This is a genomic window from Olsenella sp. AGMB03486 (genome assembly GCF_040884255.1).
Lineage (GTDB): Bacteria > Actinomycetota > Coriobacteriia > Coriobacteriales > Atopobiaceae > Olsenella_L > Olsenella_L kribbiana.
In genome coordinates this window covers 25,430-39,570 of the sequence record NZ_JBEVTM010000014.1, presented here as the reverse complement: position 1 = coordinate 39,570, position 14,141 = coordinate 25,430, and the positions used below count along the sequence as shown (strand labels likewise).

Below are 14,141 nucleotides of genomic sequence, written 5' to 3'. Positions count from 1 at the left end.
AGCTAGGAAAGCTGGTGAAGGAGCCCTTCTGCATAGCTGTGCATCTTCTCTGCGACCTCTTCGTCCTGGCAGACGACCTTGCCGGCGCATCCTGCAAGCTGGCGCGGAAGCCACATGGTGCCGAAGTAGGGGATGCGTCCCTGCACAGGCTTGGCATTCTTCGAGATCTTGAGCCCTGGCCAGGCGAAAAGCGAAAGGTAGTGCTCATCCGGGAAGGTGAGCTTCACCATGCGTGCTGGCTCTGCCTCTGTCTTGGCAGGGGCGCTGACAAGATTCTCGGGCACCTCTTCAGGCTCCGCTTCATCCATGCGCTTGATCTTGAAGCAGCGCTCTTCCTGCCTGTCGAGATCGAAGGCGTCGAGATACCAGGCGTCATCCTTCTGGGAGAGCTCCTGGGGAAGGGCATGACGGTGTCTTGGTGCATCATCCTTCGTCCCCTGATAGAGGAAGGAGAGCGCCTTGCCGTGGATCATGGCCTCCGAGATGGAGGTGAGGACGTCGTGCTCCTCCGGCGAGGCAAGGGGCTCGAGCTGGCGCTCGATCGTGGCAGGCGTGACATTGGCACGGCCGAAGCCTGTGGCAATCTTCTGGCGCAGCTCATCGTCTTCCGGCACGCCGCAGGCATTGAGCGCTGCAAGCACCGCATGGGTCTCTGCAAGCGTGAGGCGGAGCGGCCTTCCCTTGATGCCGCCATCGAAGGCGAGCGTGACTTCGCTTTCATCATCCGGAATGCAGAGGGAGAGATAGGTTCCTTCTGCATCTCCTGCCGTGAGCAGCAGCTTGAGGTAATGCTCGGCCTCTGCGTGCGAGATGCCCATGCGCGCCGCTATTGCATCGGCGGTGATCGTGTCGCCTGCCTGGGCGAGGGCTCCTGCAAGCGCGACGAGCTCGCGTATCTCCTGGATGTTGCTTGTACGTCCGCTAGGCATGGGCAATCGCTCCTTCAAGGCAGGCTTTCGCAGCAGAGATCAGCTCTTCTGGCTTCTGGGGGATGAGTCCCTGCGCTATGCCCCAGGATGCTGCTGCTTCCCAGGAGCTGGCGGGGACCTGCCAGATGGAGCTCCCATCCTCCTCTTCCTCGAGCGTGCCATGCGCCTTCATGAGGGAGACGAGGTCTGGCTGTGGATGCTGAGCAGCAAAGACTGCCGTGCCGACCGTTGGTCCCATCTGGAAGGGGAGCGCCCGGTAGTCATCGATCTCGAAGCTGTCCGGCACCGTATAGCTTCTGCCGGAGAGGATCTTCGGCTTTTCCATGCGGTCGATCCGGTAGGTCCTGGGTTCCTCGAGCTTGCTGCCTTTCTCTTCTGCGCAGACGCAGTAGAGCGTATCGCGGAAGCTGTAGAAGCCATAGGGAGCGAGAATCTTCGTGCTCTTCACCCCTGCCGCATCGCAGTAGCCTACCTCGACAAGCAGGTGCTGCCCATAGGCATCGCGGAGCATCTGGAGCGTGCGGTCAGGACCCTTCTTGGGACGCCTTGTGCTCACGAGCGGCTGCTCTGCGAAGGAACGGTCGATCTTCAGGAGCGCCATCCCGAGCTCGTCTGCAAGCGGAAAGGCGGGGTTTGCGACCTGCGGGGAGAGCAGCACCTGGAGCTCGAGTGCCTCCTCCTGGGTGAGCTTCGCATCTCCTATGAAGGAGTTCTTCTCGTCGATCTGGTAGAGCTGCTCGTCATTCTGCGTGGATTTCACGACATGCATGCCGCAGGCAGCGAGCCTCTCGCAGTCACGCCCCAAGGCCCTGAAGAAGGAGTTCCGGTCAAGGTCTGGATATATATGTGCATTGATATAGGTGGCTTCGAGGGGGCGCCGGGCATTGATGAGCTCGAGCGCGAGCGACGCGACGCGCCTGGCTGCCTCATCCTTCGTGTTCAGGCGCACCTCATCCTCGGTATCTGGCGTATCGTCCATGGCTTCCCCTCGCTTGTCTCTTGCAGATTTCTCACATTAGCTTACCAAATCACGTCGTAAAGCCCCTGGTTTGAACCGTGGGGATATAAGGCGCGTCCGGCGAAGCCGGATTGTTAGACAGCTGCACGTGGTATACTCTGCTCATGGAGTACAAGAGCAACAGAAACGTCGTCTACAGCTGCAAGTACCACGTGGTCTTCTGCCCGAAGTACCGCAGGCGCGTGCTCGTGGACGGCGTGGACGAGCGCTTCAAGGAGATCGCCCGGCAGGTTGCCGACGAGATGCGCTTCGAGATAATCGAGATGGAGGTCATGCCCGACCACGTGCACATGCTCCTGGAGGTCGACCCGCAGCTGGGGATCCACAAGGCCGTCAAGCGCATCAAGGGCAGGACGAGCCACGACCTTCGCGAGGAGTTCCCTTGGCTCAAGAAGCGCATACCGTCGCTGTGGACGAACAGCTATTTCGTCTCCACCGTCGGCGGCGCGCCGCTTTCCATCGTGAAGCAGTACATCGAAAGCCAGAAGAGGATCTAGCTTGGGCGTCTCGATGGCATACGAGGTCAGGATCTACCCCAGCGCTTCCCAGCGCGCGCAGATAGAGCGCACGTTCGGAGCTGTGCGGTGGGTCTACAACAAGTGCCTCGAGACGTGCAGGGACGCCTACGGGGAGACGGGCAAGTCGCCGACAAGGTGGCGGCTCGACAAGATGCTGCCCGGCTGGAAGGCCGAGTTCCCATGGCTCAAGGAAGCCGATTCGACGGCTCTGCAAAGCGCGGTGCAAGACCTGTCGCGCGCCTACGACAACTTCTTCCGTCGTTGCAAGACGGGCGGCGCGCCCGGATATCCGCGGTTCAAATCGAAGCGGGATGTGCGGCAGAGTTACCGCTCGAAGCGCGTCGGCGGCAACGTCGCAGTTCCGGATGCCCGCCATGTGAAGCTCCCGAAGCTCGGGCTGGTGAAGGCACGGGTGAGCAGGCCTGTCGAGGGCCGCATCCTGTCAGCCACCGTGAAGCGCGTCCCGTCCGGCAAGTACTTCTGCGTGCTCTCGGTCGCTGACGCGCCCGTGGCCCCGATGCCGGAGGGAGCGGTGCCCGTGATGGGCGTAGACGCGGGCGTTGCCAGCCTCGCCGCGCTCAGCACGGGCGAGAAGGTCGCCAACCCGAAGGCGCTCGCTAGATCGGAGGCCAAGCTCGCCCGCGAGCAGCGCCGCCTCTCCCGCAAGAGAAAGGGATCCAAGAGGCGCGCCAAGCAGCGCATCAAGGTCGCCCGCGTGCACGAGAGGATAGCCGACCAGCGCAAGGACGCCCTGCACAAGGCCGCCACGAGGATAGTCCGCGAGAGCCAAGCGGTCGCCGTGGAGGACCTGGGCGTGCGGGGCATGGAGCGAAACCGCCACCTCGCGAAGGCGGTGGCCGACGCCTCGATGTCGGAGATGATCAGGCAGCTCGGGTACAAGTGCGCCTGGCACGGGCGGACATTTGTCAAGGTGTCGCGCTGGTACCCGTCGAGCAAGACCTGCTCGGCGTGCGGGTATGTGCTCGGGGAGCTGCCGCTCTCGATTCGCTCGTGGGAGTGCCCGGCGTGCGGGACGCGCCACGACCGCGACGTGAACGCGGCGGCCAACATCGCGGCAGAAGGTGCGAGGATGCTATCGGAAGGTACCGCAGGGCTTGCGGGAACCTCGGGCGCGGATGCGACCGGAACGCTCGTGGAGCAGGCGTAAGACCCGCCTCCCCCGCAAGGGGAAGGAAGGCTATCTGCGACGAAGCGAGAATCCCCCGGATTTATCCGTGGGGAGTGTCAAGGCAAAGGCCCTCTCTTGGTACGGATGAGCCCTGCTTTCATGGTCTTTGGGGTACATGCAGCGATACCGTTTTTCTCTTGTACGGTGCTGCGTCGGGAAAAGCGGGAATGCTAGACGTATACTCAATCTGACTGTTTCGTTTTGATATGACCCGCATGGCAGGTGGAGCATACATATGTCCAAGACGCACGAATATCTGAACTACCTGGATGAGCAGATAGGCATCGCGCCGGCTAACAGCCAGGAGGAGCTGCAGGCTGCCCAGACCATCTCTGAGGTCATGGCAGACCATGGGGTGAACCCTGAGATCGAGGAATTCAGCACGCCGACAGGAGCCCAGACCGCAAAGTCGGTCGTCACTCTTGCCATGCTCCTCGGCCTCATCTTTGCAGGCTTCGGCGGCATCATCGGCTTTGTCGGTGTCGTTGTCGCAATCGCCTGCGCTGTCCTGCTCCTCATGATCCATGCAGGGCGCACGCCGTTTGCGAAGATGGGCCCTGTCGTCCAGAGCCAGAATGTCGTCGCCTTCCATGCCCAGACCGGCTCCAAGGTCATGAAGGGCAACCGTCCCATCATCATCGTCGCCCACTATGACACGCCGCGTGTCAACCCGATGGTTGCGAACAAGGGGATGGCACGCTTCTATGCCCGTGCCTATGCTATCCGCGTCTATTGCCTCTACGGCGTTGCGATCGCCTCCTTCGTGCAGCTCCTCGGCTTCCTTCCGCCTGTTGTGAGAAGGGTCTTCTGGTTCCTTGGCATCCTCGCCGCCCTGGTCCCTGCCCTTCTTGCTATCTCCGATATCGCAACCCGCTTCGGCGACTGCACGGATGGCGCGAATGACAACAAGGCTGCTGTCGCAGCTCTCCTCTCCATCCTCAACAATGTCCGTCCTGGCGCAGATGTCGCACTCGACGCAGAGGCTGTGCGCCTGCAGCAGGAGGAAGAGGAGCGTGCGCGCGAGGCAGCACGCCGAGCCCGCGAAGAGGAGGAGGCAGCAGCCGCTGCCGCCGAGGCAGAGGCGAAGGCCAAGGCCGAAGCGGAGCGCCTTGCCCGCTACAAGAGGCATGGCAAGGTGACCATCGAGGCGCTGGGCATGCTTCCTGCAGGCTGCCCGATTGTCTACGAGGATCCGCATGTTGAGCTCGAGCCGAAGGAACAGAAGGAAGAGACCGCCGAGACACCTGCTTCCACAGAGCCTGAAAGCAATGAGGCAGTGCCCGAAGAGGCAGCAGCTGCTCCGGCACCGGAGGCCGCCGAGGCCGAGCCTGAGAAGGCTGGGGCTCCTGCAGAAGAGGAGAAGCCTGCCGACAAGACACTGAAGAAGCCTTCGATCGGAGGCCTCTTCAGCCGTGTCCGCCATTCGCTCGAGAGCGATAAGGGCTACGACGACGAAGAGCCGAAGCCTGAACCTGCCGATGAAGATGCTGCAGACAAGACACTTGTCCGTCCGAAGGAAGAGGAAGCTCCTGCTGCTGAAGAGGCACCTGCTTCCGAAGAGCCGGAAGACGACGAGGCAACGACGACCTTCGAGAGGCTGCCGGAAGATCTCGGCGAGACGCCTGTCCAGGCGCCAATCGAGACCGAGAGCGTCTACAAGCCTGCCGAGTCCGAAGAGAGCCCCTATCAGGGGCAGACCTTCGCAGACCGCCAGAAGCGCCTCTGGCCGAAGGTCATGGATGCCGAGTGGGAGCCAATCGATACGGTGACGCCTGCCGGCATGGCACCGGACGAACCGCCCTCGGCAGCAACGTCTGTCGGCGAGCCAAGGCCGAGAAGCGAAGCTTCCGATGCAGGCGAGAAGAAGGATGAGGAAGGGGAGAGCGGAGACGGCGACGTTCCGCTTGCGGAGCCCGAGACGGGCGACACCCCTGAGGAAGAGAATATAGAGGCACCTGAGCCGGAAGCACCAGCCCCGGCGGAGGAGCCTGCTGCTGCAGAAGAGCCCGCTCCTGAAGAGGCAGACGATGAGACGGCTGCTCCTGCCGAAGAGGAAGCGGTTGCGGCTCCCGCTTCCCTGAGCGAACCGAAAAACGAAGGCGAGCCTTCCGAACCCGAGCCTGCCACGCCTGTGCAGGAGACGGCTGAGGCTCCGGCTCCTGTCGAGCCCGAACCAGAGGCGGCTGTCCCGGCAGAGCCTGAGGCACCAGCTGCTGCAGAGCCTGCTCCGGCTCCGGCACATGCGGATGAAGCCGAGTATCTGGCACACCGCTCCGAAGACATAGCATCCTATGTCGATTCCATCTTCGCCGAAGAGATACAGGCAGCACAGGGCCTGGGCACAGACCATGCACCGGCCCCTTCGGAAGCGCCCGCTGCTCCTGCTGCACAGGAGCCAGAGCCCGCACCGGCAAAGCCTGGCCCCGATGATTCTGCTGTCATGGCAGCGCTTGCCTCTCTCGACACCATGCCTCAGGCGAAGGACTATGCACCTGCCGCCGAAGAGGCAGCTGCACCAGAGCCCGAAACTCCTGCTCCGCGCAATCTCGGCAAGCACCTTGCAGACATCACGCCGGCTGTCGATCTCGCCGACATAAAGGATGTCTCATCTCCTGAAGAGGATGCTTCTGAGGTTCCCGAGCCAGCCGAGCCTGTGGCTGAGGAGAGCGTGTCTGAGCCTGAGAGCGAAGAGCCCGTCCACGCTTCGTGGGAAGAGGACCCCTTCGCACATATATCCAAGTCAACGCCTGTCGATGCTGTCTTCGAAGAGATAGAAGAGGAGGCAGAAGAAGAGGCGCTTTCTGACTACGCTCCTGAAGAGGAGACGGCTGAGACGTCCGAGGCCGATACCGAGGAGGAGGCCGAAGAGCCTCAGGCAGCCCCTCCTGAAGAAGTGCCTGTCCAGCCGGAAGAGGATGAGCCTGCGGCACTGGAATCTGAGCCCGAGCCATCTGCACCGGCATTCGAGCCTGAACCTGCTGAGGCAGAAGAGATGCCGGCAGAGCCTGAGGCTTCTGTTCCTGAAGATGATGGGGAAGCTGCTCCTGAAGATGCAGCGTCGCAGTCCGATGCATCCGATGCCGCTCCGATCGTGAACGAAGAGCCCGAAGGCCATCCGGAGGAGGCTGCTGCCGAAGAGAGCGAACCCGAAGCAGAGACTCATAAGGAAGAGCCCGCGGCTGAGCGGCAGGAAGATGCAGAGGAAGATCCCTCTGCACCCGATGAGATGGATTATCTGCCCAAGGCGCCCCGACCCCTCTATCCTTCCGTCATGGACGCCGAGGCGATAGAGGTCATCGAAGAGGAGCCAGAGCCTGTCGAGGAACCGGAACCTGAAGAGGCCGAACAGCCTGAGGAGGCTGCCGCCACAGAGCCAGTCCCCGAAGCCGAAGCGGAATCTGAATCCGCACCGGAGCCGGAGTCAGAAGCAGTCTCTGAAGAGGAGCCTGAGGAGACATACGAGCCAGAGCCAGAATCTGAGCCGGCAGCCGTTTCCGAACCTGAGGCGGAGCCTGCAGAGACGCCTCAGCCTGAAGCAGAAGAGGCTTCCGAAGCAGAGCCGGAGCCTGAGCCTGTGCTCCCTGCAGAAGAGCCCGCACCTGTCCAGGAGGCAGAGCCGGAAGCAGAGGCTGCGCCTGCTCCGATCGAGGAAGAAGCTGCAGAGCCGGAAGACGCAGCGGGCGACACCGCTGCCATGCCCGTTTCTGTGCCTGAACCTGAGGTGAGCGAAGAAGAGCCAGCGCCTGCAGCTCCGGTTGCAGAGGAAGATGCCGCTGCGGCTGAATCCGAAGAGCCCGCTTCTGAGCCTGCCGAAGAGGCAGCTGCTCCTGCAGAAGAGACCTCTGAGGCGGAGGAGACGGATGCTCCTGTGCTGCCCCAGAACTTCCAGCTCGATATGGACGATGTGGCACCCGAAGATCCTGACATCGCGCCGAAGGATCTCTCTGGCGTCGTCACGGAAGCTGAGGATATGGAAGAGCCTGAGCCGGCACCCCGCGAGAAGCCTCAGATGCCGGACGATCCCGAGTGGGGCAAGACAAGCTTCAAGCCTGCCATCTCCCAGATGGCCCGCCGCGTCATCCTGAACGACCTTCCCGATCCCTCGCAGCACTCGATCGATCCGTTCGGATCCGGAAGCATCGCCAGCCAGCCCATGCAGATACCCGAAGGACAGCAATCCATGCCGAAGAAGCCAGAACAGGGGACATTCGATGTGATCACGCCGGAGTCGCTCGACCGCATCGCGAAAGAGTCGCATCAGGAGAAGAAGCATCATCACTTCGGCCGCCATGGCGGGAAGGGTCGCCACTTCACCGAGGCTCCTGTCCGCGAAGACCATGAGACCGGCATCCACGGCAGCACCGATGCCCGTCCTCACCATGGCTCGAACCATGGCTGGAAGGGCGGCGCTACGCCGAAGGACGAGCTGCGTCTCCCGCAGCTCGATCTTGCGGATGATGGTCCGGAGTCCCATGGCTATGAGCTCGATCCTGAAAGAGCAGAAGCCGTGCGTGTGCAGGCAGCAGCGGATGCAGCTGCCCAAGCCCAGGCCGAAGCAGAGGCCAGGGCTCAGGCTGCAGAGCAGGAAGCGGCAGCACGGAGCCAGCAGGTCTCCGAAGAGGAGCTCCGTGACGCGGTCCTTTCCATGAACGACGAGGACCTCATCAGCCACGACATCTGGTTCGTCGCAACAGGTGCCTCCGAGCTCGACCATGCCGGCATCAAGGCCTTCCTCGATGCCCACAAGCAGGATATCCGCGGCGCCTTCCTGATCGATCTTGACTGCGTCGGCGCAGGAGACCCGACCGTGCTTGTGGAAGAGGGCCATGACAATCCGAAGCGCGCCGACCGCCGTCTCGTGCGCATGTTCCAGAACATCGCACAGGACTTCGGCCTCCCGCTTGGCAGGGCCCGCTACAGCATCGACGAGACCGATGCGACCACCGCGCTCCGTCGCCATATCCGCTCCGTCACTATCATGGGCATGGACGAGAATGGCCTGCCGGCCTTCTCCCACACGCTCGACGATGTTCCGGAGAACGTGAACGGCGACCAGGTGGCAGATATCGTCGAGATGGTGACAGAGCTCATCCGCCAGTCCTGATGCATGCGCTGAAGAGACACGAAGAAGGCGGCCAGGATTTCCTGGCCGCCTTCTCTCATGACGCATGTCTTATAGCTGCTAGTGCCTCGAGCGGACCCAGATGCCTCCGACAAGCGCTGCGATGCCCGCCAGGGCAAAGGCTCCCCAGGCAACAGAGGAAGTGTCGCTCGTGTCAGGCACGCCCGTTTCCTCGAAGACGACTGTCTGGCCCTCGTCGTGGATGTCTTCATGCTTTCCGACGACATGCCCCTTGTGCGTGAGCTCCTCGAAGACGACGATCTTTGTGCCTGCGAGGTTCTGTGCATTGAACTCTATCGGCACATCGACCGTACCATCTTCGGATTCGGTCACGAAGTCCTTCGTGAACGTGATGGTCTCGGCGGCGGAGTTCAAAAGCGCCCCTCCATCATTCCCCTTGCTGTCGACGACGTGGAGCGTTGCGGTGAGCGTGTAGGTCTCGTTCGGGATGAGTCCCGTGTAGGAGACGGTATCGGTGAGCTCTGCGGCATCGGCTGCCTTGAGCGTATGGCTGCCGGATCCGCTTTCGGCTGCCGTCGTGTGGAGTTCGGAGAAGCGCACGCTCTGCCCCTCGTCCTCTATGTCAGCGTGCACGGCAATCTCCTTGCCTTCTTCCCTGAGGCTTTCGAAGGCGACAATGCGCTTCACGCTCGAGGGAAGGCCTGTGACGGTGAAGGTGACCTCCGTCGTGCCGCTCTCGGAGGCTGGCGTGAAGCTCGTCGTGACAGGCTCTGCATAGGGCAGCGCCTCTCCGGTGTCGTGGTCCATGAGGGTGCCGGTGAGCTCATAGGTCTTGCCGGGCTCGAGGTTTGCATAGGCGACCGTATCGACGAGCGTGAAGGTCTCGTCCGTTGCCGGCACGATGTGCTCGCCCTCCTCATCTGTGAGTGTCGTCTCGATATGCGGACCCTCTTCGTTCGTGACGGTGCCAAGATGCACGCCGAAGGCATCGCGCGTGATCGTTGCCTCGAAGCTTACGAGCTTCTTGCCTGCGTTGGCGGGAGAGGAGAGCTCTTCGATCGTATAGACGTCGTAGGGGAGTGCCCCCTTGCTGTCATCAGGATCGGAGGATCCATACTTCGTGCCAGCGAACCAGATGCCGGCATCGCGTACGATCTTCGTATCGTCGAATGTTCCGTCATCCTTCACGGCTGCATCGTTGGCATTCGTGCTCTGGGTATGCGGGTACTGGGCAGCCGCGGTATCGAGGATGCCATTGGCATCGGTCACGGCGATATGCCATTCTCCTGTCGTCTTGGATGTGATCTTGAAGGGGATATCGGCCATCCTCGCCGAGGTCGTGCCATCCTCCTTCACGAACGAGAGGTCGCCTCGCTTGCCCTGGTCTGCGCAGGCATCGTCTCCTTGAAGCTCCATGATCTTGCCGTCCTCGGTGATGGAGACGGTCTTTTTCCAGTCGCTGTTGAGAAGATAGCCCTCAGGTGCCTTTGTCTCATGCACGGTATAGGTGCCGAAGGGGAGGGCATCCGCTGCCGTGGCAGCGCGTCCCGTGCTGTCGGTCTCGATCGTGGTGACCGCCTTGCCCGGGGCATAGCTCGTGCCTCCGACGACGACCGCATGCCTGCTTGCATTCACGATCTCGAAGACAGCGCCAGAAAGTACCGCCTTGCCCTTGGGAGAGGCGCTCTTCGATTCGGCATCGACCTTCTGGACAGCAATGCCGCCACGCATGACCTCTTCCTCGACGGTAGCTGGCTGGAGTATGGTGGCACCTGTCGGAGCAGAATCGTCTGCCGCAATCCTGAACTCCTGGCGGCTGTTTCCGGGAAGACGGTAGCCTGAAGGTGCCTTCGTCTCCTCGACGACGAGCGTGCCGAGAGGAAGGACGATGGTGCCATCCTGCTTTCTGTACCAGTCATCGCCTGAAACCTTGTGGGCATCATCGAGCCTTGCTGTGCCGTCCGCATCGCAGCGGATGGTCCAGGTCCGCTCCGGTGTGCCAGAGGTATCGGTCCCTTCCGGATAGAACGTTGCCGTGAACTCGGCGCCTTCGAAGGTGGCGTCGCCTTCAGCCTTCCCTCCCGTCTCTGCATCCTGCTTCTTTATCAGGATGTCGGGCACGCTGTAGCGGGGCTGCTCAGGAACCTCGGTATGGATCTCCTGGCCTCCTGTCATTGCGATCTCGAGGACATCCTGGCTCACGAGGAAGCCCTTCGGTGCCTTCTTCTCCTTCAAGTAGTACATGCCTTCGGCGACAAGGCCAGTCTTGCCATTGCCTTCGGCGTCGGTCGTGAAGCTCTCGACCTCCTGCGTGCAGGCCTGGTCGAGATAGAGGCCGAATTCCGCTCCTTCGAGCGAATAGCCGGTGCCGGAGACCGAGACGAGCGTCTCTGCACTCTGCTTCGTGACAGCAAGCGATCCATAGGGCGGGATTGCGATGATGTTCTGCCTTCCGCCATTGGGCGAGACCCAGAACTTCGCGACATGGTCCCAGCTGCCTGCTTCCCCGTCATGTGTATGTGCTTCCTGCGCAAGCGCCCAGGCGAGGTCTGCCTGCTCCTGCGTGCAGCTGTTGACAGTAAGGCCACGTCTTTCCTCATAGCGGTCCTTCGTGAGGTCGCCCTGATACATCCAGATCGCTGCCTGCGAGACCGTGGCTGCGCCCTTCGCATCGAGCGTCTGGCCGCTGAAGGTGCTGTTCAGAGGGTAGCATTGGGCAATGAGCCAGGAGAGGCCATGCGGATCTCCTCGGAGCGTCCCCGAGTCCATCTCGCTTACCCAATGCCACTCCGTATAGGTGCCTTGAGGCCCTGCCTTCTCGGCCTGCGCACAGTAGCCGCGGCTGCCGTCCGAGCCATAGAAATCGGTGATCAGGTTCGTCGGGTCATAATTCCAGGTGACGCTTCCGGAATAGGCCTTGGCTGCCTTCGGATTCATGAGCCCGATCACGAGGGCTGCCATAGCAAGGCAGGCCGCGAGCATGGCAGTGCGTACAAGCTGCCGCCTCCCTGCATGTCCGGTCCCTCTTGCACGTGTCCTGGACCTGCGGAGCCATCCCGTCTCTCTGTTCTGCGTTTCTGGCACTTCCGGATGGGGCCTTTGTCTGTTCCTGTGCACAGCTATCTCCTTCCGCTCGGCTGTTCCGGGGAGCGGAAAGCGTAGCGGGCACGTCTTGCAGGAATGCATGCCTGAGAAGGCAGGGATGTCGCAGGTCTCTGACGGGAGCAGATGAGCTCGCAGGCAGGACGTCTGACAAGAAAGGATGTCTTTCTCCTGCCCAGGTGCGCCCTCCATCCAATCTCCTCCGAGGAGCTTTCTGGCTGCCTTGCGTCCGCTTTTCGGAGTGGCCGGCCCGAGATGGCTGTGCTATCATTCATCCAGCACATGCGGGCATCGCCAAGTGGTAAGGCAACGGCTTCCCAAGCCGTCATCCGCGGGTTCGAATCCCGTTGCCCGCTCCAGAGCTACTGACGGGCCCTTTCGAGGGCCTTTTTCGTAAAACGGAGGCATCTCGTGGCGAGGATGTTGGTGAATCTCGGCAAGGACTTCGTCGAGGCTGTCGAGTCATGGATCGACGACTCCGGCAAGCTCGATCTGCCGCAGCAGGTGAAGCCCGAAGCGCTCCTCAAGCTTGCGCAGGAGATCTGCCGCGACGACCTCGACTACTTCGAATCGGCTGAGATGCTCGTCTGGGAGGTTGCCCGCCACGAGGGCTTCGTCATTCCTGACTACCCCCTTGCCAGCAACTCCGAGGTCAAGGCCTTCCTGAAGGAGTATGATGCCCGCGATGTCGCGGACTGGTACCAGAAGCGCGGCGTCTTGCGCTCGAGCTACGACCAGTTCTGGAAGAGCTCCGCGCTCATGGCGAGGAACAGGACCTTCTGGCGCAAGGTCATCGTCTTCCCGAAGTCCGATATGGATGATGCGAATCTTCTGGCCCGCGATTTGTGTGTCGCGGTGACGTTCTGCATGGGTAAAGAAGACGGTGAGAGAGACTCCAGGCTCTTCTCCATCTAGGACCTGGAGACACAATATAAAAGCTTCAACAGAAAAGGTGCTTCTATGCCGCTACCTATGACGGATGAGGAGTGCGTCGCTGGCATGCGCCGCCTCCAGCCCCAGATTGCCCGCTATGCCAAGCTGCTTGTCCAGCAGGGCGTGAACCTCCAGAAAGGCCAGGAGCTCGTGGTCGAGTGCCCGATCGAGCGTGCCGACTTCTGCCGGCAGCTTGTGGCTACAGCCTATGAGTGCGGCGCTTCCCATGTGACAGTCCTCTGGGCAGACGATGAGACGAAGCGTCTCGAATACGAGCATGTCGGACTCGACTGGTTCGAGCATGTCCCGTCCTGGAAGAAGGAGCAGCTGAACACCCTTGCCGAGGCAGGTGCTGCCTTCCTCTTCATCGAAGGCCAGGATCCCGAAGCCTTCAAGGGCATCGATCCGGCAAAGCCTGCCGCCGCATCGCGTGCCGCCCATATCGAGCTCAAGGCATTCCATGACGGGATGGACTTCGGCAGGAACACCTGGTGCATCGCTGGTGCCCCGATCGCATCCTGGGCGCACAAGGTCTTCCCCGACCTCAGCGAGAACGAGGCAACCTATCGTCTCTGGGAGGCAATCCTTCAGGTGAGCCGCGCTTCGGGCGAAGATCCGCGCGAAGCCTGGGAGACGCACAATGCGGCTTTCGAGAAGAACAAGCGCTTCCTGAACGAGCATCATTTCGACCGCCTGCACTACCGCTCGCAGAATGGCACCGATCTCACGGTCGGCATGACTCCCCGCCATATCTGGGAGGGCGGTGCAGCCCGTACGGTCAAGGGCCTGCCCTATTTCCCGAACATCCCGACCGAAGAGGTCTTCACCTCGCCTGACCGCATGAGGGTTGACGGCATCGTGCATTCGGCGCTGCCGCTGGTGCATGCTGGATCGGTCGTCCGCGACTTCTGGTTCCGCTTCGAGGGCGGCAAGGTCGTGGAGTATGACGCAGCGCAGGGCAAGGATGTGCTGAAGCATATCCTCGAGATAGACGAGAATGCCTGCCGGCTCGGAGAGTGCGCCCTCATCAGCAAGAACACGCCGATCAGGGAGTCGGGCATCCTCTTCTATGACACGCTCTACGACGAGAATGCCTCCTGCCATCTGGCGCTCGGCATCGGCTTCCCGGAGTGCTACGAAGGCGGCTTCTCGATGTCCGAGCAGGAGCTCCTCGATGCCGGCGTGAACCAGAGCCATACCCACGTCGATTTCATGATCGGCACGGAGGACATGGATATCACCGGCATTACGGCATCGGGCGAAGAGATTCCCATCTTTGTGAATGGTCAATGGGCCTGGGAGTAGCAGCCTCTTTGGTGATAGGATAGGACGACGCATCTGGAAGCAGCCCAATTGCCGAATTGGGTGC

The 14,141-nt window shown here is 61.6% G+C and carries 8 protein-coding genes and 1 tRNA gene; 6 read left to right on the top strand and 3 right to left on the bottom strand.

Features of this window, described 5'->3' with window-relative positions; genetic code table 11:
- Nucleotides 1-2: 2 nt before the first annotated feature.
- Both ABVS03_RS07945 and ABVS03_RS07940 read right to left on the bottom strand, forming a co-directional pair.
- Nucleotides 3-929, bottom strand: a complete 927-nt coding sequence (locus tag ABVS03_RS07945) for a helix-turn-helix transcriptional regulator (RefSeq protein ID WP_368018685.1) — start codon at nt 927-929, stop codon at nt 3-5.
- Nucleotides 922-1,908, bottom strand: a complete 987-nt coding sequence (locus ABVS03_RS07940; RefSeq protein WP_368018684.1) for a helix-turn-helix transcriptional regulator — start codon at nt 1,906-1,908, stop codon at nt 922-924. The genes ABVS03_RS07945 and ABVS03_RS07940 overlap by 8 nt, the downstream gene beginning before the upstream one ends.
- 137 nt (nt 1,909-2,045) lie before the next feature.
- Here ABVS03_RS07940 and tnpA point away from each other — a divergent pair, with 137 nt between their 5' ends.
- The 3 genes from tnpA (at nt 2,046) to ABVS03_RS07925 (ending at nt 8,758) form a co-directional block, all read left to right on the top strand.
- A complete protein-coding gene (tnpA, locus tag ABVS03_RS07935) occupies nt 2,046-2,444 on the top strand; it encodes an IS200/IS605 family transposase (protein ID WP_330972791.1) in 399 nt (132 codons plus the stop codon).
- Nucleotide 2,445: 1 nt separating this feature from the next.
- A complete protein-coding gene (locus ABVS03_RS07930) occupies nt 2,446-3,633 on the top strand; it encodes an RNA-guided endonuclease TnpB family protein (RefSeq protein WP_368018683.1) in 1,188 nt (395 codons plus the stop codon).
- Nucleotides 3,634-3,889: 256 nt separating this feature from the next.
- Entirely contained in the window at nt 3,890-8,758 is a 4,869-nt protein-coding gene (locus tag ABVS03_RS07925; RefSeq protein ID WP_368018682.1) for a M28 family peptidase, read from the top strand.
- A gap of 78 nt (nt 8,759-8,836) precedes the next feature.
- Here ABVS03_RS07925 and ABVS03_RS07920 read toward each other — a convergent pair whose 3' ends face one another.
- On the bottom strand, nt 8,837-11,719 hold the full coding sequence (locus ABVS03_RS07920; RefSeq protein ID WP_368018681.1) for a VaFE repeat-containing surface-anchored protein: 2,883 nt from the start codon (nt 11,717-11,719) through the stop codon (nt 8,837-8,839).
- 404 nt (nt 11,720-12,123) lie between these two features.
- Here ABVS03_RS07920 and ABVS03_RS07915 point away from each other — a divergent pair.
- The 3 genes from ABVS03_RS07915 to ABVS03_RS07905 all read left to right on the top strand — a co-directional run bounded on the left by ABVS03_RS07915 (nt 12,124) and on the right by ABVS03_RS07905 (nt 14,077).
- Nucleotides 12,124-12,198 (top strand) — tRNA-Gly (locus ABVS03_RS07915).
- Between the two features lie 52 nt (nt 12,199-12,250).
- Complete coding sequence (locus ABVS03_RS07910; RefSeq protein WP_330972772.1) at nt 12,251-12,754, top strand: hypothetical protein; 504 nt, start codon at nt 12,251-12,253, stop codon at nt 12,752-12,754.
- A 45-nt stretch (nt 12,755-12,799) separates the two neighbouring features.
- On the top strand, nt 12,800-14,077 hold the full coding sequence (locus ABVS03_RS07905) for an aminopeptidase (RefSeq protein ID WP_368018680.1): 1,278 nt from the start codon (nt 12,800-12,802) through the stop codon (nt 14,075-14,077).
- The last annotated feature ends 64 nt before the right edge of the window (nt 14,078-14,141 follow it).

Bases quoted from the DNA above. Each gene is read 5' to 3' on its own strand.
- ABVS03_RS07905 (WP_368018680.1), top strand. From the start codon at position 12,800: ATGCCGCTACCTATGACGGATGAGGAGTGCGTCGCTGGCATGCGCCGC.
- ABVS03_RS07945 (WP_368018685.1), bottom strand. From the start codon at position 929: ATGCCTAGCGGACGTACAAGCAACATCCAGGAGATACGCGAGCTCGTC.
- ABVS03_RS07920 (WP_368018681.1), bottom strand. From the start codon at position 11,719: ATGCTCGCGGCCTGCCTTGCTATGGCAGCCCTCGTGATCGGGCTCATG.
- ABVS03_RS07925 (WP_368018682.1), top strand. From the start codon at position 3,890: ATGTCCAAGACGCACGAATATCTGAACTACCTGGATGAGCAGATAGGC.
- ABVS03_RS07940 (WP_368018684.1), bottom strand. From the start codon at position 1,908: ATGGACGATACGCCAGATACCGAGGATGAGGTGCGCCTGAACACGAAG.